Annotated in this window: 18 protein-coding genes; 8 read left to right on the forward strand and 10 right to left on the reverse strand. The window is 43.6% G+C overall.

All coding sequences use genetic code 11. The annotated features are described in order from the left end of the window. The first annotated feature begins 3 nt into the window (after nucleotides 1-3). Genes infB through ribF form a run of 4 tightly spaced genes read left to right on the forward strand, consistent with a single transcriptional unit; the run spans nucleotide 4 to nucleotide 5,302 of the window. Nucleotides 4-3,129, forward strand: coding sequence for a translation initiation factor IF-2 (gene infB / locus B0H50_RS04235; RefSeq protein ID WP_106197975.1), 3,126 nt, complete (start codon nucleotides 4-6; stop codon nucleotides 3,127-3,129). Then, nucleotides 3,129-3,512 (forward strand): 30S ribosome-binding factor RbfA, encoded by a 384-nt coding sequence (rbfA, locus tag B0H50_RS04240; protein ID WP_106197974.1) that lies wholly within the window; start codon nucleotides 3,129-3,131, stop codon nucleotides 3,510-3,512. The genes infB and rbfA overlap by 1 nt, the downstream gene beginning before the upstream one ends. After that, nucleotides 3,502-4,428, forward strand: a complete 927-nt coding sequence (gene truB, locus B0H50_RS04245; protein WP_106197973.1) for a tRNA pseudouridine(55) synthase TruB — start codon at nucleotides 3,502-3,504, stop codon at nucleotides 4,426-4,428. Before rbfA ends, truB begins: the two co-directional genes overlap by 11 nt. Further along, entirely contained in the window at nucleotides 4,421-5,302 is an 882-nt protein-coding gene (gene ribF / locus B0H50_RS04250) for a riboflavin biosynthesis protein RibF (protein WP_106197972.1), read from the forward strand. Before truB ends, ribF begins: the two co-directional genes overlap by 8 nt. A 26-nt stretch (nucleotides 5,303-5,328) precedes the next feature. Here ribF and B0H50_RS04255 read toward each other — a convergent pair whose 3' ends face one another. Then, nucleotides 5,329-6,198 (reverse strand): LamG domain-containing protein, encoded by an 870-nt coding sequence (locus B0H50_RS04255; RefSeq protein ID WP_109587296.1) that lies wholly within the window; start codon nucleotides 6,196-6,198, stop codon nucleotides 5,329-5,331. Nucleotides 6,199-6,239: 41 nt separating this feature from the next. Next, nucleotides 6,240-7,448: an ATP-binding protein gene (locus B0H50_RS04260; protein ID WP_109587297.1), complete on the reverse strand. Its 1,209-nt coding sequence runs from the start codon at nucleotides 7,446-7,448 to the stop codon at nucleotides 6,240-6,242. Between the two features lie 320 nt (nucleotides 7,449-7,768). Between B0H50_RS04260 and B0H50_RS04270 the strand changes: the two genes are divergently transcribed. Genes B0H50_RS04270 through B0H50_RS04280 form a run of 3 tightly spaced genes read left to right on the forward strand, consistent with a single transcriptional unit; the run spans nucleotide 7,769 to nucleotide 10,625 of the window. Beyond that, complete coding sequence (locus B0H50_RS04270) at nucleotides 7,769-8,077, forward strand: metal-sensing transcriptional repressor (RefSeq protein ID WP_106197969.1); 309 nt, start codon at nucleotides 7,769-7,771, stop codon at nucleotides 8,075-8,077. A gap of 11 nt (nucleotides 8,078-8,088) precedes the next feature. Further along, nucleotides 8,089-8,433 (forward strand): heavy-metal-associated domain-containing protein, encoded by a 345-nt coding sequence (locus B0H50_RS04275; RefSeq protein WP_106197968.1) that lies wholly within the window; start codon nucleotides 8,089-8,091, stop codon nucleotides 8,431-8,433. A gap of 41 nt (nucleotides 8,434-8,474) precedes the next feature. After that, a complete protein-coding gene (locus tag B0H50_RS04280) occupies nucleotides 8,475-10,625 on the forward strand; it encodes a heavy metal translocating P-type ATPase (RefSeq protein ID WP_106197967.1) in 2,151 nt (716 codons plus the stop codon). On the opposite strand, the gene argH is transcribed toward B0H50_RS04280, so the two are convergent. The 8 genes from argH to B0H50_RS04320 form a co-directional block, all read right to left on the reverse strand. Next, nucleotides 10,622-12,019, reverse strand: coding sequence for an argininosuccinate lyase (argH, locus tag B0H50_RS04285; protein WP_106197966.1), 1,398 nt, complete (start codon nucleotides 12,017-12,019; stop codon nucleotides 10,622-10,624). The two genes, B0H50_RS04280 and argH, sit on opposite strands and share 4 nt — an antisense overlap. Nucleotides 12,020-12,100: 81 nt before the next feature. Then, nucleotides 12,101-13,075, reverse strand: coding sequence for a glycoside hydrolase family 16 protein (locus B0H50_RS04290; RefSeq protein ID WP_106197965.1), 975 nt, complete (start codon nucleotides 13,073-13,075; stop codon nucleotides 12,101-12,103). 187 nt (nucleotides 13,076-13,262) lie between these two features. Then, nucleotides 13,263-13,652 (reverse strand): PAS domain-containing protein, encoded by a 390-nt coding sequence (locus B0H50_RS04295; RefSeq protein WP_106197964.1) that lies wholly within the window; start codon nucleotides 13,650-13,652, stop codon nucleotides 13,263-13,265. A gap of 9 nt (nucleotides 13,653-13,661) precedes the next feature. Further along, entirely contained in the window at nucleotides 13,662-14,948 is a 1,287-nt protein-coding gene (locus B0H50_RS04300) for a LamG-like jellyroll fold domain-containing protein (protein ID WP_109587299.1), read from the reverse strand. Then, complete coding sequence (locus B0H50_RS04305; protein ID WP_146193674.1) at nucleotides 14,945-15,784, reverse strand: TIGR02147 family protein; 840 nt, start codon at nucleotides 15,782-15,784, stop codon at nucleotides 14,945-14,947. Before B0H50_RS04305 ends, B0H50_RS04300 begins: the two co-directional genes overlap by 4 nt. Nucleotides 15,785-15,964: 180 nt before the next feature. Next, entirely contained in the window at nucleotides 15,965-17,827 is a 1,863-nt protein-coding gene (locus B0H50_RS04310; RefSeq protein ID WP_106198062.1) for a cellulase family glycosylhydrolase, read from the reverse strand. 35 nt (nucleotides 17,828-17,862) lie between these two features. Then, the gene (locus tag B0H50_RS04315; RefSeq protein ID WP_109587301.1) at nucleotides 17,863-19,050 is read right to left on the reverse strand and encodes a peptidase associated/transthyretin-like domain-containing protein; all 1,188 of its coding nucleotides are present in this window, start codon (nucleotides 19,048-19,050) and stop codon (nucleotides 17,863-17,865) included. Next, on the reverse strand, nucleotides 19,050-19,889 hold the full coding sequence (locus tag B0H50_RS04320) for a TIGR02147 family protein (RefSeq protein ID WP_106197960.1): 840 nt from the start codon (nucleotides 19,887-19,889) through the stop codon (nucleotides 19,050-19,052). The genes B0H50_RS04315 and B0H50_RS04320 overlap by 1 nt, the downstream gene beginning before the upstream one ends. A gap of 218 nt (nucleotides 19,890-20,107) precedes the next feature. Between B0H50_RS04320 and B0H50_RS04325 the strand changes: the two genes are divergently transcribed. Beyond that, entirely contained in the window at nucleotides 20,108-21,952 is a 1,845-nt protein-coding gene (locus B0H50_RS04325) for a pectate lyase family protein (protein ID WP_158256435.1), read from the forward strand. The last annotated feature ends 85 nt before the right edge of the window (nucleotides 21,953-22,037 follow it).

Below are 22,037 nucleotides of genomic sequence, written 5' to 3' on the forward strand. Positions count from 1 at the left end.
TAGATGAGTAATGAAATCAAAATCACCCCGGGTGAATGGGCAAAAAAACATGGCGTAGATGCCAGCCGAGTTGTCACATTGTTGCATGAAAATGGCGTGCAGGTGTTAACTCCGTATAGCCCTGTTCCCCAAATGGCTTTTGCTTCGATCGAAGCTCAAGTTCTAGAAGAGAAAGCGAAGGCCGATGCACGCCGTGCAAAAGCCAGCAGCCTTTTTAAGAACAAAAATGCAAAGAAGCCTGCGGCAAACGAAAAAGAAGCCGCTCCGGCAACAACGACTCCGGCTGCACAGCCGACAGGTCGTCGCACGATTACGGGAACTTTTAAAGGTGGCAATGTCCGCTTAACTCGTGACGCGAATGCGAAGGATAATAAGCCCGCAGCAAAGCCTGTGACATTAGGTGTTAAAGTGACTTCGACGGGAAAGCCGTTAACGTCCGGTGTAAAACCGGTTCAACCTGCAAAGCCCGCCGCTACGCCAGTCACTGCAAAGCCTGCACAACCAGCGGTCGCCAAGCCCGCGGTAAAACCGGTTGCGCAAACTCCGGCGGTGAAGCCTGCTCCAACTCAGCCGGCAAAGCCCGCTAATCCTGTGGTGAAACCGGCTCAACCGGCAGTGAAGCCGGCTCCGGCTGCTGTAAAGCCTGCGCAAAATGTGGCAAAGCCTGCGCAAGCTCCGGTGAATCGTCCTGCGGCAGCACGTCCAGCGGGAACTGTTCCGCCTCGCGTTAATGCAACACCGGTCGGCGAACTTCGCCAAGTCGAAATGAAGGCGCAAGTCTTCAAACCGGATGCAGCGATTCTTGCGCGTATCGAAAAGTCGCGTCAACAGGCTGCAGCACAGCATCGTTATCGCGGAAACAACAATTCTTCGGGACAAGGTTATACAGGTCACTTTGGACCGGGCGGCGGTAACGGATATCGCAGCGGCAATGGTCAAGGTGGCAATTCCCATTACAGAAACGGGAATGGTCAAGGCGGCAACCGTTCTTTCGGCGGTCAATTGCAGGGACAATCCCGCGGCGGACATTTCTCCGGCCAAAATATGCAAGATGTTTTTGCTAATGCACAAAATGGTGCGGGCAGCGGAAATCGTTTTGGCGGAAATGGTAAAGGAAATCAAAGCCGTAACGACAAAAATAAACGCGGTAAAAATGGCCGCGATAATAAGGACAGTCGCTTTGAACAGAGCGAACAGCAGGATTCGATTCGTCAGAATGTTTCCCGCGTGATGGCTTCGCTCTCGAAGAATCCTGTCAAGAAAGTTTATCACAAAGATAAAGCGGCTGCCGCTGATGGCGAACAGCGCAAAATTTTGAAGACTTCGGACTTCATCACAGTCGGCGAACTCGCTGGTATGATGGATCAGATGCCGGCACGTGTCATTGCAAAGTGCATGGAAATGGGAATGATGGTTACCATCAATGCCCGCTTGGACTTTGAAACGATTCAAGTGCTCGCAGACGAATTTGGTTACGAAGCGCAGTTGATGGAAGAATACGAAGAAGAAGCTTTGGGTGTCGATGACGAACAAAACGAAGACTTGGAACCGCGTCATCCGGTGGTTACTGTGATGGGTCACGTGGACCATGGTAAAACTTCTCTTCTCGACTGGATTCGTAAAACGCATGTGGTTTCGGGCGAATCGGGTGGCATTACGCAGCACATCGGCGCTTACGAAGTTACCACATCGGTGGGTAAAGTTACCTTCCTCGATACGCCGGGTCACGAAGCGTTTAGCGCAATGCGCGCTCGCGGATCTCAAGTGACGGACGTGATTGTCCTTGTGGTCGCAGCAGACTCGATGGTGATGCCGCAGACGGTCGAATCGATCGAACTTGCAAAGCGTGAAAAAGTGCCTCTGGTCGTTGCCATCACCAAGATGGATCTTCCGACGGCGAATCCGGATAAAATTCGTGCGCAGCTCGCAGAACGCGGCGTCGAAGTGGAACAGTGGGGCGGTAACGTCAGCTGTATCGAAGTCTCGGCGCGTACGGGTGCAGGCATGCAGCAACTTTTGGAAACTCTCGCCCTCGAAGCAGAAGTTCTTGAACTCAAGGCTTCGAAGAGCGCACGCGCTCGCGGTGCTGTCGTCGAATCCAAACTCGATGCGGGTAAAGGTTCAATGGCGACAATCCTCGTGCAGAACGGAACTCTCCACATCGGTGATCCGTTTGTGTGCGGTGTTTATGCGGGACGTGTCCGCGCGATGTTTGACGATCGCGGTAAACAGATGAAGAGCGCAGGTCCTTCGGCTCCGTGTCAAGTTCTCGGCTTTGACGGAACTCCGCAAGCGGGTGATGAACTCACGGTGGTTGAAGACGAAAAGGCAGCACGTGAAATTGCATCAAAGCGTCGTATGGCTGCTCGTGAACGCGATTTGCGTGCGCGTAAGTCCATTTCGCTCGAATCGACTTATGAAGGCGTGAAGAACGGAACCATTTCCGAACTCAACTTGATTATCAAGGCGGACGTGGGCGGATCTTCCGAAGCAATTGCCGCAAGTCTCGAAAAACTTTCGAACAGCGAAGTCAAAGTCAACATTATTCGCAAAGGCGTCGGTGCGATTACCGATTCCGATATTCTCTTGGCATCGACTTCTCAGGCTGTGATCGTTGCCTTCCATTTAATGCCGTCGTTCTCCATCCGTGAAATGGCGCAGAAAGAAGGCGTCCAAATCAAGAATTACCGCATCATTTACGAAATCATCGACGATATCAAGAATACGGTCGAAGGTCTTCTCAAGCCGACGACTCGCGAAGAACTTACCGGCGAAGCGGAAATTCGTCAAATCTTCCGCATTCCGAAGGTCGGCATTATCGCGGGCTGTATGGTTACCGATGGTGAAGTGGACCGCAACAGCCGCGTTCACGTTTACCGTGCCGGCGTGGAATTGGGTCAGACCGTTGTGCAATCGCTCAAACGCGTGAAGGACGATGTCAAGTCGGTTTCTCGCGGATTTGAATGCGGTATCGGTCTGAAGGGCTACGATAATTTGCACGAAGGCGATACGCTTATGTTCTTCAAAGAAGTCACTGTGGCGCGTACTTTGGCAGATGTCGCTCGCGATGAAGCTGCAGCAAAGGCTGCCGCCGAAGCAAAAAAGGCTAACGAACAGAAGGATGCTTAATGCCGCGTAATTCTCACAGTCACAGCAATCGGCGCGTGCCGCGTACCGTGCGACTTGACGAACAGTTCCGCGAAGAAATCAGCAAGCTTTTGATGAAAGGGCTGAAAGATCCGCGGGTCGGTTTCGTCACCATTAGCCGTGTGGAAATTACGAATGATTTAAGCTATGCGAAGGTTTTCGTGTCGGTGCTCGGCTCGGATCGGGAAAAGGCTTCTTCTCTCATCGGGCTGCGCAATTCGGCGGGATTTATTCGCACTTATTTAGGCAAAGCGCTGAAGATTCGCAAAATTCCGCTCTTAACTTTTGTCCTCGACGAAAGTCTAGATCACGCGATGCACATTGAAGAAATTCTCGCAGAATTAAAGGATTCGGGTGAGCTCTAAAGCTTCGGTTTCTGGACTGATTTTGCTTGATAAACCAGCGGGTGTTACCTCGTGTAACGCCCTTTTTCCTCTTCGGAAAATTTTTAAAACGCGGCGAGTTGGACATGCGGGCTCTCTCGATATGCGGGCTTCGGGACTCATCGTCGCAGCAGTTGGGCGCGCAACGCGCCTTCTCCCGTTTGTTGAAGCGGGCGAAAAATCGTATACATTTACAGCGCACTTTGGCTATTCCACAGAAACGGATGAATGGGACGGCGCTCTCGTTGCAGAAGATTCGGAAACAGCTCCGATTTCCGAAGAAGAAGTGCAAAAAATTTTGCCGCAGTTCATCGGTGAAATTGACCAAATTCCGCCCGATTATAGCGCGGTAAAACTCAACGGCAAACGCGCTTCGGATTTGAAACGCAAAGGCCGCGAAGTGGAGTTAAAAGCCCGCCGAATTTACATTCGCCAGTTGGAATGCCTGGGCAAAGCGGATGCGCCCGCAGAAATTTCGGGGCGAATTCGTTCTTCGTATCAATTTCGTTGCGACTGTTCTAAAGGCACTTATATCCGTTCCCTTGTCCGCGATATGGCGAAAGCGCTCGGCACAATCGGCGCTGTCTCGGGAATTCGCAGAACGCGCATCGGACACATGTTGGTTACTGACGCCGTGCGTCCCGAAGAATTAAATGAAAATTCGCTTTTAAAACCGCAGGAATGTATGCATTTTCCTGTCGTCGAATTTACAGACCGCCAAGTGGAAGCGGTGCGGAATGGTCGCTCTATTTCGTGGAATGGCGAAGCAATTCAAATTGAAGAAGATGCGCCGAATCTCATTTTAGCGGTCGGCAAAGACGGTGAACTCAAAGCGGGTTGTTCTTTTGAAGACGGAAAAATTTCCCCCAAATTTTTCTTGGGAATTGACGATGAATAATTCGAAAGCGCGCGCAATTACCGTTGGCAATTTTGATGGTTGTCATTTGGGGCATCAAGAAGTTTTTCAAATCCTCCGCAACGAAGCGAAAGCGCACGGCTTGATTCCGACGGTCGTTTCTTTTGAACCGCATACGCGTCATGTTTTAGGAGTTCCCGGGCATCCGGCGCTTTTAACGACGACCGAAGAAAAAGAATTTTTTGTCAAATCTCTCGGGCTTGATTTTGTTGCGTTACCTTTTTCGCGGGAAGTGGCGGAGCAGCCTTTTCAAAAATTCATCCAAGAAAAATTATTGGACGAATTGAATGCCAAATTTTTAGTTCTCGGACACGATCATCGTTTTGGCGCAGCGGGCAAAGGAAATTTCGACGCGATTATTTCAGCGTTTCCCGAACTTTCTGCGATTCAAGTTTCTGCAAAATATAAAGACGGCGAAATTTTAAGTTCTTCGCGGATTCGCAATGCGCTAGAAAATGGTGCGGTCGAAAGAGCGACGACTTTTCTCGGCAGGCCGTATCGTATGCACGGCATCGTCGTCAACGGAAAACATCTCGGCAGAACGATTGGATTTCCTACGGCAAATGTGCAAACCGGAAAATTTAAATTGATTCCCAAATACGGTTCTTATGCTGCGGTCGTGCGCTTGCAAGATGCGTCGGCGCACAAAGCCGTTGTAAATATTGGGCTGCAGCCGTCCATCGGCGATTTACCGCTTGCGATTGAAGCGCATATTTTAGATTTTCATGACGACATTTATGGGCAATCAATCGATGTGGATTTGCTCACTTTTATTCGCCCCGAACAAAAATTTGCAAGCGTCGAAGATTTAAAACGTCAAATCGGAATGGACGCCGATTTTGCGCGCAATTGCTAACTAAAAAATTGGGAATCGCTTTTCCATTACGGCACACGCACTTCGCGACCGTTTAAATCATAAAATTTTCCCGATTTTTTCTGCGTTTTTGCAGAATGATTTTTCTTTATTTTGCGAATTGAAAGCGGAATTTTGTTGTCGGGTTCATTGTAGAGCGCAAGGATTTCGTCATCGTTTAATGCGCGCGAATAAATTCTTAAATCATCGATGCGACCTTGAAAAAAGCTCCACTTTGAGCGCGTGCCAAGTCGTAACGGAGCGCTTCCATTTTGAACATGAACATTGTAAGTCGCATCATTCAACTCGTCTTCGTCTTTTTTGACGCCGTTTTTGTAAAGCGAAATTTTATTTGTGAGCGTATCAAATCGGGCGACGAGATGAATCCACTCGTTTTCGGTAACGGTTTCTTGCACATAACTTCCAGCGCCAAGTCCGCCGTCTAAATTGAATGCGTATGCTGAAATTCGGTTCGGTCGATTTTCGCCCTGCGCAATATTTTTGTTGTACATACGAAAAACCCATTCGTGTTGATGCGGCTCGCCTTTTCCCATCCAATGAACGTAGCCACCGCTTTCTGCATTTTTAAAATCCAAAACTTCGGGACTCATCCACACCGAAATGGTGAGCGCTCCCGTCGTCGAAATGCTAAGCGCATCGTTATCGGGAATTTCAAGGTAAGCGCTGTCGCCATCAAAATACGCTGCGGAATTTTCGTTTCCAAATCGATCGCTTGCAAAAGTTGCACCGTGATTTTCTGCAGAAACGTTGCCATCGTCGGCAGCATTTTCAAAATTTTTGTTAAAGGTAAAATCGGCGACGAGTCCATCCGAAGGAATTTCGGCTGCAGTGGCAATGGCAGCAAATACAGCTATGACGGAGAAAAATTTTTTACGCATCAATTACCTCTTGCTGAAAAACACTCGTCTCAATTCAAAATTTAATTTTTCAATAACCATTCACGCAAATTCATGCGAATAATTCCGCCTTCATTTGACTTCGGCAAATCATCCAGTGATAAAATGAGTTTAGGGTAATTGTCTTTGATTTGAGTTAAGGGTAAGTATTCTCTTGCCTTTGTATTTTCATCAGCCATCAAATAACAAACTTGAATGTAAATTCGCTCCTCATTTTTTTGTGCAATAAAATCAATTTCTAATTCACCAAATTTTCCTACATAGACTTTATAGCCTCGACGAAAGAGTTCAACAAACACAATATTTTCTAAAATTCCATTGATGTGTGAATCTTTAAAACCTTGCAAAAAATATTTGATGCCTTGATCAGCCAAATAATACTTTTCAAGAGTCTCTAAAATTTTTTTTCCTTTTAAGTCAAAGCGCGGTACTTTGTAAATGACAAAGGCTTCTTCTAAAAATTTTAAGTTGTTATAAATCGTTTCAACACTCATGGAGCGTCGCTGTGATTTCATAAATTTTGCTATCGTATTTGCCGAAAAAATATTGCCAATGTTATCACAGACATAGAGAATCACTTTTTCTAAAAAATTAGTATCGCGAATATTATTTCTCTGAATAATATCTTTCAATAAAACCGTCGAATAAATTCCTTCAAGATACGACTCTATGGAATCTTTTGACTTCATATCCTTTAAGCCAGGGAAGCCTCCGATGGACAGAAATTTGTTAAAAACATTTTTCGAATCTTTAGTTTTATGGAATCGCAAAAATTCTTGATACGAAAGCGGCTGAATTTGAATATTGACATAACGCCCTGAAATGTAAGTCGCAAGTTCTGACGATAAAAGTTTGGCGTTACTACCCGTAATATAAATATCGCAATCAATCACCTGCGAAGAATACAAGCTGTTGATGCATTTTTCCCAACCCTCTAGTTCCTGAATTTCGTCAAAAAGCAAGTACAATTTTTTTTGTGTCTTTTCAGCACGCTTCTTAATAAAGGAATATAAAAATTGCAAATCCAAAAATTCTTGATTGTCAAAGTCTTCAAAATCAATTTTTATCACGCAATCTGCATTTGCTGTTTTCAAAAGCGACTCTTGCAAAAGCTCTAGCACAAATGACTTGCCTGCACGACGAATTCCTGTAATCACTTTGATGACAGGAGTATCCTTGTAAGATTCAAGGATTTTTTTTGCATAATCTCTAAAAACAGGATTTTTTTTCATAAAAAGATTCCACTATAGTCGAAACAATATTAAATATAATCAAAACTTTCGGTTATAATAGAAAACTTTATGATTTTTTATAAAAGTTTCTAGTATAATGGAAACTTTTATATTTTACGAAAATGATTAAAAATGAGATTCCGCGGGAAATCTTATGAAAATATTGCGATATTCAGCGGAAAGTGGGTGAAAATAGGCAGATTCCGCAGAAAATCGAGATGTTTTGGGAAAAAGTCTAAAAAAGAAAAATTGAATTTTTTTTTGAATTATATACCCCATAGGGGTATATTTTACTATATTCTTGACAAAGGAAGTTAGAGATGACTAAAAATGTTTTAGAATGCATGAAATGCAAAGTGAAGCATCGCGATGCGGCAGAAAAGAAAAAGCTGATGAGTCGGCTGAATCGCATTGAAGGACAAATTAAAGGCATCAAAGGAATGCTTGAAAAGGATGCGTATTGCCCGAATATTTTGATTCAAGTTTCGGCGGTAAATGCTGCGCTCAATTCTTTTAACAAAGAACTGCTCGCTTCGCATATTCAAACTTGTGTGGTGAAACATTTACGCGCGGGCGATGAATCTGTCGTCGATGAATTGGTTTTAACCCTTCAAAAATTGATGAAATAAAGGAGTCAAAAATGGTGAATGGAATTATCATTTTCGTGTTAGCGGTTGCCGTTATTTTTGCTTTTGCCGGCGCGCTGAAACATTTAAAAGGCGAAGGCTCGTGTTGCGGCGGCGGGAGCTGTAGTTGCAAAAAGAAAAAATTAGATGCGGTGACATTTCAGAAAACGGTGAAAATTCAAGGAATGATGTGCGAACATTGCGCTGCTCATGTTACCGAAGCGTTGAATGCACTCGAAGGCGTTTCGGCTAAAGTCAATTTGAAAAAAGCGGAAGCGGTGATTGAAGCGTCGCGAGAAGTCAGCGATGCCGAAATTAAAAGTGCAGTGGAAAGTGCGGGAAATTATACAGTTGTCTAAAAAAATCGGCGGGATTTTTCCGCCTTTTTTGCGGAGAGTTTATGCAAAAATTTTCTGTATCGGGAATGAGTTGTGCTGCGTGCAGCGCCCGCGTTGAAAAAACGGTGAAGCAAATTCCGGGAGTTTCTTCGTGTGCGGTGAGTTTACTTACAAATTCACTTCGCGTAGAAGGAAATGCTTCGGCAAATGCAATTATTTCTGCGGTGGAAAAAGCGGGCTACGGCGCGCGCCTTTGGGAAACGCCGACTTTGCAAGATACAGAAACTCCTGTTTTAAAAAAACGTTTAATCTTTTCGCTTTTCTTTTTAATCGTTCTGTTATACGGAAGTATGGCGCATCCGATTTTCGGATTTCCGTTGCCGCTTTCTCCTTTTGTCGCAGGCATTTTGCAAATGCTTCTCGCGTTCATCGTGATGTTTATCAATCGCAAATTTTTCATTAGCGGTTTTACGAGTTTATTGCACGGTGGACCGAATATGGATACGCTTGTCGCCATGGGCTCGGGAGTTTCTTTTCTTTACAGCGTTCTAGTGCTTTTTAATTCTGCGGGCGCAGGAAATCTTTATTTTGAAACCGCCGCGATGATTGTGACTCTCATTACCGTTGGGAAACTTTTGGAATCGATTTCAAAAGGGCGCACGACGACAGCGTTAAAAAGTTTATTGGATTTAGCGCCGAAGAAAGCGACGCTTTGGAAAGATGAAAAAGAAATTTCTGTTCGCGTGGAAGAAGTAAAAGTCGGCGATATTTTTGTGGTCAAACCGGGTGAAAAAATTCCGGTCGATGGAATTGTGTTAGAAGGAAATTCGGCGGTGAATGAAGCTGCATTAACGGGCGAAAGTATTCCCGTGGATAAAATGAAAAATGCATCGGTCAGCGCAGCGACTCTAAATCAAAGTGGATTTTTAAAATGTCGCGCAACGCGAGTGGGCGAGAATACGACTCTTTCGCAAATCATTCAACTTGTTAGCGATGCGTCGGCGACGAAAGCTCCGATTGCAAAAATTGCGGATAAAGTTTCGGGCGTTTTTGTGCCGGCTGTGATTTTAATTGCAATGGTAACGGCAGCGGTTTGGATTATTCTTGGAAAGGAAATTTCGATTGCGCTTTCTCATGCGATTGCGGTTTTGGTTATGAGTTGCCCTTGTGCGTTAGGGCTTGCGACACCGGTAGCGATGATGGTTTCGAATGGAAAGGCTGCGAAGAAAGGAATTCTTTTTAAAACGAGCGCGAGCATCGAAGAAATGGGACGCATTAAAATTGTCGCTTTAGATAAAACCGGAACGATTACAGAAGGGCGTCCTGCGGTTACCGAAATTTTTCCGGCGGAAATTTCAACGGCAGAATTTTTACAACTAGCGGCATCGTTAGAATCGAAAAGTGAACATCCGCTTTCGCAAGCGATTCTCGCCAAAGCAAAAGAAGAAAATATTTCGCTTTTGTCGGTGACGGAATTTGAAGCGTTTCCCGGAAATGGTCTTGCGGGAAAAATTGCGGGGCAGAAAATTTTTGCGGGAAAAGAAAAATTTGTAGAATCGAAAATAGCGATTTCGAAGGAATGGACTCAGCGGGCGCAGGCACTTGCTTGCGAAGGAAAATCGCCGACATTTTTTGCGACAGGAGAAAAATTTCTCGGAATGATTGCGCTTGCCGATTCTCTCAAATCGGACAGTGCCGAAGCGATTGCTGAATTGAAAAAGCTCGGTGTTCAAACGGTAATGTTAACGGGCGATCATACGAAAACCGCCGAAGCGATTGCGAAAAAAGTAAATGTGGATCAATTTGTCGCCGAAATTTTGCCTAGCGAAAAAGACGCAGAAATTCGTCGATTACAAAATTGGGGAAGCGTCGCCATGGTTGGCGACGGAATAAACGATTCGCCCGCGTTAACGCGGGCGAATGTGGGAATTGCAATCGGTGCAGGCGCAGATGTCGCTATTGATGCTGCAGATGTTGTCCTTGTGCAAGGCAGTTTAAAAGGAATCGTCGAAGCGATTTGCTTAAGTCGCAGAACTCTTCGAATCATTCATCAAAATTTATTTTGGGCATTCTTTTACAACGTCGCCTTGATGCCGCTTGCGGCGGGAGCTTATTATGCTTTTGGCGGTTGGTCCATGCACCCAATTCTCGGAGCGGCTGCGATGAGCCTCTCGAGTTTTTGTGTGGTGATGAATGCGTTACGTCTGCGTTAAGCTTTTTGCTTTTTCAAAATTGCCGCAGCTTTTTTGAATTCTTCTTTGACGGAATTTAATCCGGTTCCGCCTTCGATATTGCGACGGCTTACGGAATAAGCGAAAGTCAAACGCTTCTTCACGCTCTGCGGATTGGGAACGCCTTTGTTCGCCCATTCTTCGTCCGAAAGATCCGTAAATTGTTCGCCAATTCTTGCTGCTTCGCCGACGAGACTTCCGACGATTCGGTGCGCATCGCGGAAAGGAACGCCGTCTTCGACGAGAATGTCCGCGAGGTCGGTTGCAAGAAGCGCCGGAAGCATTCGATTTTCCATTTTATCAAAATTCCACTTGGCGGATTCAATCGCTTCTTTCATCACGCGCAAAATCACTTTGATCGTGTGAACGCTATCGAAAACGGGCTGCTTATCTTCTTGCAAATCGCGGCTGTATGAAAGCGGAGCGCCTTTGACGAGAGTAAACATCGCTGTAAAGTTTCCGAGCATCCGACCGGATTTTCCGCGGATGAGTTCCATCGAATCGGGATTTTTTTTCTGCGGCATCATCGAAGAACCGCTAGAGAATGCATCGGAAAGAGTTAAGTAACCGAATTCGCTCGAACTCCAAATGACGAAATCTTCGGCGTAACGGCTGAGTGTATTCGCGATAATCGCGAGATCGCTCAAAAATTCGAGAGCCATATCGCGATGGCTGACTGCGTCAATGCTATTTGCGCTCGGACGTTCAAAGCCGAGTTCTTTGGCGACGAGACTTCTGTGATACGGGAATGCAGAACCGGCGATGGCGCCGCTGCCGAGAGGAAGCTCAACATGCAATTCCAAGAAATTTTCCAAGCGTTTCACATCGCGGGTCAGCGCAAAGAAAAGGCTCATCAAATAATGGCTGAAAAGAATCGGCTGCGCTTGTTGCAAGTGCGTGTAGCCGGGCATAATTTTTCCAAAATTTTCTTTGGCGACGGCGAGAACTGCTTTTTCTAATTCGACGGTTAATGTGCGAATTTCTGCCGCGCGGTGGCGCATATAAAGTTTGAAGTCGGTAGAAACTTGGTCGTTACGACTGCGTCCGGTGTGAATTTTTTTGCCGAGATCACCGATGCGATCGGTGAGAACGCGTTCCACAGCCATGTGCACATCTTCATCGGTCGGAAGCCAAAGATTTTTTCCTGCGTGAACATCGGCAAGAATACTTTGCAGACCTTTACTGATTTTTGCGTAATCCGATTTGCTTAAAACGCCGGATTCGACGAGGCCTTTTCCGTGTCCGAGAGAACCTTGAATATCTTCTTCCAAAAGTTCTTTGTCAAAATCCAGACTAAAGCTGAGATCGATCATACTTTGAGCCATGCCGCAATCAAAGCGACCATCCCACATCATTTTTTTGCCTTTCGTGGCCATGAAAAATCCTCGTTTTAATTTTTTCCAAAAATAAAAAAAGTGACGAGCTGCAGCCCATCACTTTTCAGGAGTATTGGAAGTTTAAAGAGCTTCTGGATTTGCTTCGCGGGAAAGTTGCAGCACGCACATGCCATCGCGAACGATTACATTATCCGGATTCAAATTGACGCGTTCCATTTGCCAGTTGCCTGTAGCCCAATGTTCCGAAAGAGTTGTGCCTTCGAAATCATCTTGCCAATCGAGCGCAAAAGTCTTCGTCGCTTCATCGTATGTGTAAACGCGGACATAATCGATGAGCTGTTCTTGCGGACCGGCGGCAAGTTCTGCGCCGGTAAATTTGCCGACCCAGCCTGCGCTCTGCGATGCCCACAGATTAAAGCGAAGAGTTTCCGTTTCGGTGAGGAATGCAACTTGGTCGGAGTCAGCGTGAGTGCCGCGAGAGATGCCGAGAGTATCTCTGCGCACTTCAACGCTATCGATTTCCCAAGCGACATATTCCGGCGTCCAAATCATTGCGTACAAATGAAAATCTTCGGTCGCATCGTATTCGGTTTGGTGAATTTTTTCGGACGATGTATTCTTTTTAATTTCCGGCAAGCCTTCGCGGGTAATGATATTCGACTGCCAAGAAGTTTTAGATTTTCCGAGAACTTCGATGTCGATTTCGTTCCAAGGAACATCTTCTTTCTTGTAAGAATCATCGTAGTAAAGGAACATCGAACTGACAGAACCCGGAATGGAAACCATTTTCATGCGGGCTTCGAAACGTCCGTATTTGAATTGATCAACGCCAGAAAGTTCTGCGCCATAATACGAATATTTTTTTTGATCATAAGTTTCGTTCGGATCTACGATGGAAACCGATGAAGACGATTCCACAATCGGTTGATCGGGAATTGTCGAAGAAGATGATTCAATCGGCTGAGTTGGAATTTCCGAAGACGAAGAAACTTCGGGAGTTTCGGGAACTTCGGGTGCAGTAGAAGAGCTGCTGCTATCTGAGCAAGCGATGAGAGTGCCCAGCGCAAGAGTCGGAAGAAGGAAAAGTTTTTTCATAAGAACCTCGTTGTTTGTTACAGGAATCAATATAGCTAGGCAAATCGGGCGCAGAATAATTTCGAATGTAACGAAAATAAAAATCTGTATCAAGTGTAGCTTTTATAAAAATTTGTTCAAAATGAAAATCAGCCTCCGCTCTGGTTCTTGAGGGAGGCTGATAATAGATAGGAGTTAGCAGTAAAATTTAAAGAGCAAGACTTGCAGGCTGTTCGCCGAGAGATTCTTCAATGAGAGAAGATGTGCGGGAATCATCTAATGGTTCTGCGGTATCGGCGAGTTTGCGAAAAGTATTGCAATAAATTGTTTTGCCGTTTTCGTTTTCGGCGTGGCGAGAAATGCTTGCAAGAAAACTGCGACCTTTGCGATTTTTCAAGCGCACAATAAAATGCGCTGCTTTGGCGGAAGCCTTTTGTAAAAAGGTAATCCAGTCTTGATCGTAGCGGAAAATATCGCGGATATAATGCCACTCGATTTCGTGTTCTTGGTAGCCGAAAAGACTGCAAAATTTTTTGTTCGCCGATAGAAGGCGACCGTGAGTATTGATTTCGCAGAATGCGGATTCTTTGATTTTCATTCGGACCTCCTATTCGTTGTAACGGTAAATGGCATCGATGTCTTCGATGGATGTGGTGTAAATTTTTACATCGTCGATGAACAAATCGAGATTTTCTTTTCCCAAATAAATGGGAATATTTTTTCCAGAAAGTTGGTGAAATTTTGTTTCTGCAGAAGCTTCACGTATTCCGTCAACATAAAGAATTGTCGAATCGCCATTCCATGTAGCCGCTAAATAATTCCAACGATTTAGAGAAATTTCATTTTTGGAAATGGCTGCGTTTTCGCAGAGAAGAGAATCGCCGTTTCCTTCTGCAAGGAAAAATCCAAAGGCCGAGCCTTGAACGCCGCAAGTATCTTGAACGACAGCGATGCTGAAAATGGTGGAATCGCCGAAGCTGAGTTTTCCCAAAATATTTTTAATCTTCGCCGACTCAGCGGGAATATTTTGAATGTCGACCCACATTTCTATCGTGAAATTTTTTGCGCTGTCAAGGATGCCTTTATCGTTTTCGATGACGGCAAAGTCGGAGGCATTTTGCAAATGCAAAGATTTTCCGCGCTGTCTTCCGAGTTCAAGTTTTGCGTTTCCGTAAAGAGCTGCGTTTCCCGAAATGCTTCGGCTATCGTGAACGACGCCAGCATTTGCTTCGTCAAAAGTCCAATAGCCAGCGATTTTGTATTCCGGCGAAAGCGGTAAAATCCAACGGAAAGAAGCGGGAGATTGAATCGCTTCGGAATCTAAATGATTTGCCGTCGCATCAAAAGTTTGCCCGAGAATCCAACTTTTATCGGGCGAAGAAACGGATACAGAAATTTCTCCTTCGGGAATTTGATTTAGAACAAAGTAACCATTTTCATCCGTCGTCGTTTTCCACGGAGAACCGGGAATTTGAACAGCAACTTGCGATGCAGAAATTGCTGAGCGCAAATAAACATTGCCCGAAATCGAAGTCGCCGAAACGAAATCACCATTGCGCTGAACGCTTTTTCCGTTGAGTGAAACGGTATCGTAATAAGCAAAATGATTTGCGTTTGCGCTTAGACCGTAAAGTCCGCGGGCATTTGCTGTGAGCGAAAATTTTCCTTCGGCATCTGTCGTATCGACGAAAATCGCAGCTTCATTTTCAATCGATTGCAGTTGCATCGCAATGCGTGCTGCGACATTTCCATCGGGGAATTTTAAAATTCCTGCGACAGTATTTGTTTCTTCGGAAACGCCGCCGGCGACTTCGGTGGAACACGCAGAAAAATAAAATGCAGTTCCCAAAAATGCGGTCAAAAGAAGCGTTGCTTTTTTCTGCAAAAATTTCATGCAGCGCCTCCTTCTACATTATCGTTGAGTTTTTGCGTCAACGGAAAAAATTGCACATTCAATCGATAAACGCGATCGGTTTCGTTTGTTTCTGCGGCGATGTTTGCGATGCGGCGACGAAATTCAGCAATTTCAGCGCGAATGCGATCGAAAGATTTTTCGGGAATTCCAAAAGTGAGACCAGAAATATCGCGCTCAGCAACGGGGACTTTTTCCAAGGATTGCACAGCGAGTTCGCCCATTTGACGATGCATATCGCGAATAGCGAGCGAAGGCATTTCCAAATTTCCGGTAGAAAGGCGGCGGTCGGTTTGTGTAAAGTGTCCGTTTTCTTCGCGGAGAAATCCGGCATCGGTTAAAACGCGAATCGCTTTGCGGATTTCTTTTGTCGAAGATTCAAAAGTTAATTTATTTGCAATTTGAGAAATTTTATTTTCTTGAATTTGCGGAAGCGCTTCGCGCAAAACGGGAGAAAGCCACGATTCATAATAATCGTATTGTTCTTCGCCGACGATTTTGACTTGATTTGCTTTTGCGATTTCACGCAGATTTTTGAATAATTCTTTTTTCTTCGCCGCATTTTTTTCTTGATTCATTTGAACCAAAAAACGAAAATAGAGCAAATCACTTCCGGTAAGTCCGATGGCATTTGCGACGCGCTCTGCGCCCGCTTCCGAAAGGTTTGCTTTTCCTTCGATGACGAGTTTTAAAAAAACGGGAGAACTGTAGCCGGCGAGCTTTGAAAATTCACGATACGAGAATCCCGAAGGCTTACGTTCTGCGTAGAACGCCTTCAAAAATTCGCGGAAATCGTTGAATTGCATCACGGGCTGCATAAGAATAATATAGATAAATTTATCATGAAAAGCAAATTTTTTAAGATACAAAATTGGCTAAATTTTGCTAAAAATGGATGAAATTTGAAAATTTGTCTAAAATATGAAAATTCTATAATACAAAATGAGACGAAAAAGCGCCCGCAAAGCGGGCGCTGCGGAAACTTTTCCCGAAAGAATTTACTTCACCAAAATTCCCATTTGAGAATTGCCGACTTTCAAAATGTACTTGCCGGAATTTTGCAAATTCACATTGAAATTTTCATTTGCAATTCCCGATTTCACAACTTGTCCAAGCATATTTGTAATGCTAAAGCGTGAACCATTTTGAATGCCGTGAACGCTTAAATTTTTTCCTTGGATCGACACTTGTAAATGATGAATCGAATTTACTTTTTGAAGTTTTGTATAACCCGAAATATCTTCGATGCATTTTAAATTTTCAATCCAAAGAGAAGTATCAAACATATCATTTGTTACAACAAATCGGAAAGCCGTTGCTGCATCGATAACAGAATTTGTTGGGATTCCTTTTTGCCAGCCGTTGCTCATCATCCAACCTAAATCGATGTGAACCGTTTCCCATTCGGGTGCGTATGGCATTTCTACAAACGGATAATCCCAAACGCCTTCGCCAAAATATTCAACGCTTGCGTTCCAATCGTAGTACAAAGTAAATTGATGATTTGCTCCTTTATATTGATAACTCACCATTTTGCATTTTGATAAATCAACGCCTTCGCCAAAGGTATATTCGGCGCGAATGTAAGGCGCATAATCAAATCCCGTTCCGACGGTATCCAATTTCATGTTATCCATTTTAACAGTTGTTTCGGTTGAATTATTGGTGAATGTGGAATTTCCTTTGTCGCCTTGTTCATCGCCGTAATCATCGATGTCGCTTGTGGTACTCCACTTGCCAGCGATTTCTGAAGATGTTCCGTAAGTGACTAAATTAGGCAATTTATCTGTAATCGAATTTTCCCAAATTAAATTTTTTGTATAAGTGCGTTTCGCCGGTAAAATATTTGCTTTGATATAATTATCGATGGCGTTATCTTCTAAGAAAGGTTTTTCGACATCCCATTTTGCACAGGATAATTTCTTTTCATTTGTCCAAGCTAAAAATTTTTCAAGTCTTTCTTTGTGAGTTTCATTTTCAAAAATTTTATCGATGCCGCCCCATTCTGTGACAAAAACCGAAAGCCCTGCAGCGAGCGCTTTATTGGAACTTTCAATGTGATCGGGCATATTGTGCAAATCGGCGTAAAAGTGATAAGTGTAAGCGACGTTTTTATCGTCAATGGGATTTGCGACTGCGTCGCCTGCTTGCGATGACCACATCGGAGTTCCTACGACAATTAAGTTGTCGGAATATTTTCGAATCTCAGGAATTACGGTGTCGGCGTAAGCTTTCAAATCTGCCCAAGATTCGCTCACCGGTTCATTATAAATTTCAAAAATCACATGTGGATATTTTCCGTAGCGTTCCGCCATTTTTCCAAAAAATTTTGCAGCATCGTTTGCGGTAAAGCATGTTTTGTTATCGTTAAATTCATATTTGGGTTTTTCGCCTTGATGAATGCAATTGTATAAGCCGCCTTCGGAATGCCAATCGATTAAAACATAGACATCGTTTGCAATTGCCGCTTGAACAACGCTATCCATTTGCGATTCAAAATACGCAGGGCGAGTCATATAGCCGCCATGTCCCCAAGGCGGCACAACTCCCATTGCAGAACGCACGAGTTCAACATTCCAAGAAGCTACTAAAGTATCGATAAAAGTTTTTCCGTAAAATGCAGAACCATACGGCCAATACATACTCCATGTTAAACTCATGCCGCGCACTTGAACTTCGGAGCCGTCCACAATTCCTTTGACGGAACCGTAAATGCGCCCTTCGCCCGCAGCATTTTTTCCCGCTTGCAAAGCGCCGTATTCGCTTACAGGACCTACGCGTTTTGGCGTAATCGTTGCAAATGCAGAACTTGCAAATGCAATCGCGCAAATACACGCTAAAGCTAAATTGAATTTTTTCATGATCTTTCCTTTTTGAAGTGTAAATTCTGAGCTAATCAAAATCGCATGCCTAAAGCCGGCCACATACTCGGAGAAATTCCGTCAAAGCGAATATTATCCAAATAAATTTCCGCATTGCTTCGCACCATAAAATTGATAGAATTCACCGCAAGAAGTTCGCAATCAAAATCGTCTGCGGTAAATGTAAAGTGCTGCCATGCAGATTTTAAAACGGCTGGACTCGTTTCGTGAAATTCGCGTTTCCCATCGACGCCTCTTTTCGTAATTTGCAAATAAAGTTCGCCTTCGCCTTTGGCGTCAAATGAAATCGCCGTCGCATTTCGCAAATCATAAAATGCAAACATTTCATTTTCATCGAAGTCATCGCCAATGCTAAATCCTGCAACGCCGTAATGTCCGACGGTTTCTTCGTCAATCGTAAATTTCAAATGAAGACTGCTTCCTGTTTTTGCAGAATCGCCAGTCACTAAAAGATTTTTACTGGTGATGCCTTCGCTTACGCGGCTTCCGCCACCTTGCAAAGAATCGGTGCAAATAAACCACCAACCTTGTCCGAAACTTTTTCCTAAAAGAGTTTGCTTTGTTTTCCAGTTTTCAAAATCTTCGACGACGGTAAAAATTTTTTCGGCGACATCGATGTGATTTGTCTTTGCGTCTTCGCTTAAATCCGTTTGCATTTGATACGAAAATTTTCCAAAATAGCCTTCGACAAAAGCGTAATGAACTCCCGAGGGAAGCGATTCAAATTCAAAATTTCCGTTTGTATCAGTCGTAGTTAATTTATCTAAAATTTGAATCTTTACATTGGGCAAAGGCCTTCCGTTATTTAAAATTTTTCCTTTTAACGGAACACTTTTTTCAAGCGATAAATTTTGCGAAGGCGCGCGATTAAAATCTACCCAACGCATCGCCGACAAAGAATCGCCCGAATACGTTTCGATGAGTTGAATCGAAGAATTATCGTTTTCCGAAATTGTCGAAGTAAATTTCAAGGAGCCCGCTTCATCAAATTGATTTTCGTAAGCGACTTTCATCGAATCTTCATTTAAAATCCACACGCGTGCAGAGGCATGAGTAAATGGATTTCCCGCTGCATTCGTTGCGGTGATAATTCCCGCCAATTCGGTTTCGCCAGCGTTTGAACCGGTTCCGTTTGCAACCGAAGAATCGGAACAGCTACAAAAAAATGCTGGGATTAAAATCAAAAAAGAAAAATATCTCATTATTTTTTCTCCTTGATTTGGGCGCGATTTACCAGCTGAAATCCGACATAACAAACACGATCTGGATTTTTTTCTTCACGCGAAATCGCTAAAATTTTTTCACGCAATTTTGCAATTTCTTCGCGGACTTTTTCAAAACTTTCTCGAGAAAGTGAACACGTTACACTTGTGATGCTGCGATCATCGCTTGTGAATGCATCGTAAACTTGGGCGTTTACTTCTAAATTTTTCAAGTGGTATTTGCGTAAAATTGTCGAACGCACGCGCGGAGGCGTTGAAATGATCGGCTGCGAAACTTTGTAAGTTCCATTTTTTTGTAGTGTGACAAATCCTGCTTGGATTAAATATTGAATGCCGCTTTGAATTTGTGGCGCACGCAAAGCGGGAGTAAACATCGCTCCGATTTTTGCAGCCGAAATTTTTGCAGGCAAGAGCGGTAATAAATCGCGCAAAACAGGATAATACCATTTCGAAAAAAATTGAAGCTTGGAATCTTGTAATGCAAATTCTTGATTTTGTGCACGCGCCGCTAAAAGTTTTTTCATATAAATTTCGCGTTCATCGATATTTTTTTCATTTCCAAATCGCACTAAATCCAAAAAATAATCCGATTCTTCGGCGGTTAATTTCCAAGACTTTGTGAGTTTTTTCGCATTTTCTAAAGAAAGTGGGCGCGCGTTATCTAAAATGCGACTAAAAAATGCAGAGCCAGAAACTTGCGAAAATTCTTGAATCGCTCGGGTTGAAAATCCTTTAGCCTGGAAATTTTCCAAAACAGTGCGGAGATATTCGCGGTAATCGAAATACATAAATACACTAATTTTGGAAACATTATTCATAGCGTTAAATATAATTAAATAGGTAAATAATATATGTAAATTTTGTAGTTACAAATCAAAAATACATAAAAATTGGAAACATTAAATTTCGCATTTTTGGCGAAAATTTCACAATAAACGCCAAATTCGGTGTTGTCGCTAGACTACGAGAAATTTTTCTTTTTCGTAAAATGGGAACTTTCCTCTCTAAATTTGAATGCAGCAAAAGGAGTTTTGTGATGAGATGGATGAGAATTTTTTCTGCTGGAATTTCGGCGATGCTTTTGAACGCGCCGAATTCTCCAATTTGGGCGGCGTCGGCAATTCATATTCGCGGCGTGGTGACGGAAACATCTTCTGCGACAGTGATAGAAAACGCACAAGTTTCGCTAAAAAATTTTGCACTTGAAACGCAGACTAATTCTGCGGGCGAATATGCTTTGGATTCTATTTTGACTGTGGATTCTTCAAAAACGGATACGATGACAGAATCGATTTTTCACCGGATGCAGTCTAGAAATGAATCGAATTTTTCGTCTACATCGATGCATTTTGCAGACGGTGCTGTGCAAATTGCAGTGCCGAGTTCGCGCGGATTTTATGAATGTCGATTTGATATTGCGGGGCGTTCTTTGGGAATGCGGACTGTGCCGCAAAAGCTGAAAATGTCTGCAAAGAAAAGCGCAAAGGTGGCGTCGCTTTCTGAAGAAAATTTCTGCGATACTCTCGTTGTAGAAAAAGAAGGATTCTTCTCAAAACGAATTGTGCTTACCAATTCCGATACGGTTTTAAATATCGCTCTTGATTCAATTCCGCAAGCAAAATTTTTAAAACAAGGCGCGGGAAGTTCGAGTCAAACGATTTCACAAAATGCAGAGATTGTGCCGTTTTCATTTAAAGTTGAAAACGCTGATAGTGTCATCATCGAAAATATTCCGAAAGGAATTTCGGCAGTGTTTGATTCCAAAAATAAAACGGTTAATTTCTCGGGAAAAGTCACCGACAAAGAAGGAACTTATTCGTATAAATTAACTGCAATCGGTGAATATTCCAAAGCAACGCGCGAAGGAAAATTCATCGTTACAAAAGAAGAAAAACCGGTTGTAAAAATTGACAGCGCAAGGGCGTGTATTCCCGATGGCTATGCAATGGTCGATGGCGTTACCACGGGTGGCGCGGGCGGCGACACGGTTGAAGTTTCGACCTACAAAGATTTTAAAGATGCTGTTCAAGCAAAAGAAGCGAAAGTCGTTGTGGTCAAAGGCTTAATCAAAACAACGGATGGCGATGGCTACGGACTTGGAATTGCATCGAACAAAACGATTATGGGAAAAGATAGCGCCGCGACAATTTACGGCGGGCTCGCGATTAAAAATGCATCGAACATTATCATTTACAATTTAAACATCAACGGAACCTATCCAAATCCTGGTCCAAGCGATGGCATTGCGGTTGCCAATTCTCATCATATTTTTATTAGCCATTTAAACATTTGGAACGCTGAAGACGGCAATTTAGATATTACGAATAGATCGAGTTATGTGACGGTTTCGTATGTGAAATTTTGGTACACGGATAAAAATCATCCGCATCGTTTGAATGCTTTAATCGGAAGCGGCGCCGCAGATCATCCCGAAGATTTTGGACATTTGAAAGTTACTTATCATCATAATTGGTTTAGCACTTTGGTGAACGAACGCATGCCGCGCGTGATGTACGGAAACGCTCACATTTACAATAATTATTACAATGCTCCGGGCAATTTATATTGCATTGGCGTGGGTTCTTACGGTTCTGCGCTCATTGAAAATAATTACTTTAAAAATGTTCAAAATCCAATTCAATTTATGTACAACATTTACGCGTTTATTTTGCAGCGCAATAATCAATTTGAAAATACGACGGGCACGCAAGACGGAACGGCGACCGGAAAAATTTACGGTGAAAGATACATTACCACAGACCCTTACACGCTAAAAGAAGATCCCGTAAAACTCACTTCGGTGCCTTACAAATACAAATTAGACGATGTAAAAAATGTGGAAAATTTTGTGATGAAAAACGCTGGACCGCATAAGTTGTAAAAGGATTCCCCCGATGCGGGGAATTTTTTTTTGAATAAATTCTTGAACTTTTATAAACTTAAAATCGTTTGAAAGCCTTGTAAAT

Source organism: Hallerella porci (assembly GCF_003148885.1).
GTDB classification, from domain to species: Bacteria; Fibrobacterota; Fibrobacteria; order Fibrobacterales; family Fibrobacteraceae; genus Hallerella; species Hallerella porci.

Coding starts and splice junctions, on each gene's coding strand:
- infB (WP_106197975.1), top strand. CDS start 4: ATGAGTAATGAAATCAAAATCACCCCGGGTGAATGGGCAAAAAAACAT.
- rbfA (WP_106197974.1), top strand. CDS start 3,129: ATGCCGCGTAATTCTCACAGTCACAGCAATCGGCGCGTGCCGCGTACC.
- ribF (WP_106197972.1), top strand. CDS start 4,421: ATGAATAATTCGAAAGCGCGCGCAATTACCGTTGGCAATTTTGATGGT.
- B0H50_RS04255 (WP_109587296.1), bottom strand. CDS start 6,198: ATGCGTAAAAAATTTTTCTCCGTCATAGCTGTATTTGCTGCCATTGCC.
- B0H50_RS04260 (WP_109587297.1), bottom strand. CDS start 7,448: ATGAAAAAAAATCCTGTTTTTAGAGATTATGCAAAAAAAATCCTTGAA.
- B0H50_RS04270 (WP_106197969.1), top strand. CDS start 7,769: ATGACTAAAAATGTTTTAGAATGCATGAAATGCAAAGTGAAGCATCGC.
- B0H50_RS04275 (WP_106197968.1), top strand. CDS start 8,089: ATGGTGAATGGAATTATCATTTTCGTGTTAGCGGTTGCCGTTATTTTT.
- B0H50_RS04280 (WP_106197967.1), top strand. CDS start 8,475: ATGCAAAAATTTTCTGTATCGGGAATGAGTTGTGCTGCGTGCAGCGCC.
- argH (WP_106197966.1), bottom strand. CDS start 12,019: ATGGCCACGAAAGGCAAAAAAATGATGTGGGATGGTCGCTTTGATTGC.
- B0H50_RS04290 (WP_106197965.1), bottom strand. CDS start 13,075: ATGAAAAAACTTTTCCTTCTTCCGACTCTTGCGCTGGGCACTCTCATC.
- B0H50_RS04295 (WP_106197964.1), bottom strand. CDS start 13,652: ATGAAAATCAAAGAATCCGCATTCTGCGAAATCAATACTCACGGTCGC.
- B0H50_RS04300 (WP_109587299.1), bottom strand. CDS start 14,948: ATGAAATTTTTGCAGAAAAAAGCAACGCTTCTTTTGACCGCATTTTTG.
- B0H50_RS04305 (WP_146193674.1), bottom strand. CDS start 15,784: ATGCAGCCCGTGATGCAATTCAACGATTTCCGCGAATTTTTGAAGGCG.
- B0H50_RS04310 (WP_106198062.1), bottom strand. CDS start 17,827: ATGAAAAAATTCAATTTAGCTTTAGCGTGTATTTGCGCGATTGCATTT.
- B0H50_RS04315 (WP_109587301.1), bottom strand. CDS start 19,050: ATGAGATATTTTTCTTTTTTGATTTTAATCCCAGCATTTTTTTGTAGC.
- B0H50_RS04320 (WP_106197960.1), bottom strand. CDS start 19,889: ATGAATAATGTTTCCAAAATTAGTGTATTTATGTATTTCGATTACCGC.
- B0H50_RS04325 (WP_158256435.1), top strand. CDS start 20,108: ATGAGATGGATGAGAATTTTTTCTGCTGGAATTTCGGCGATGCTTTTG.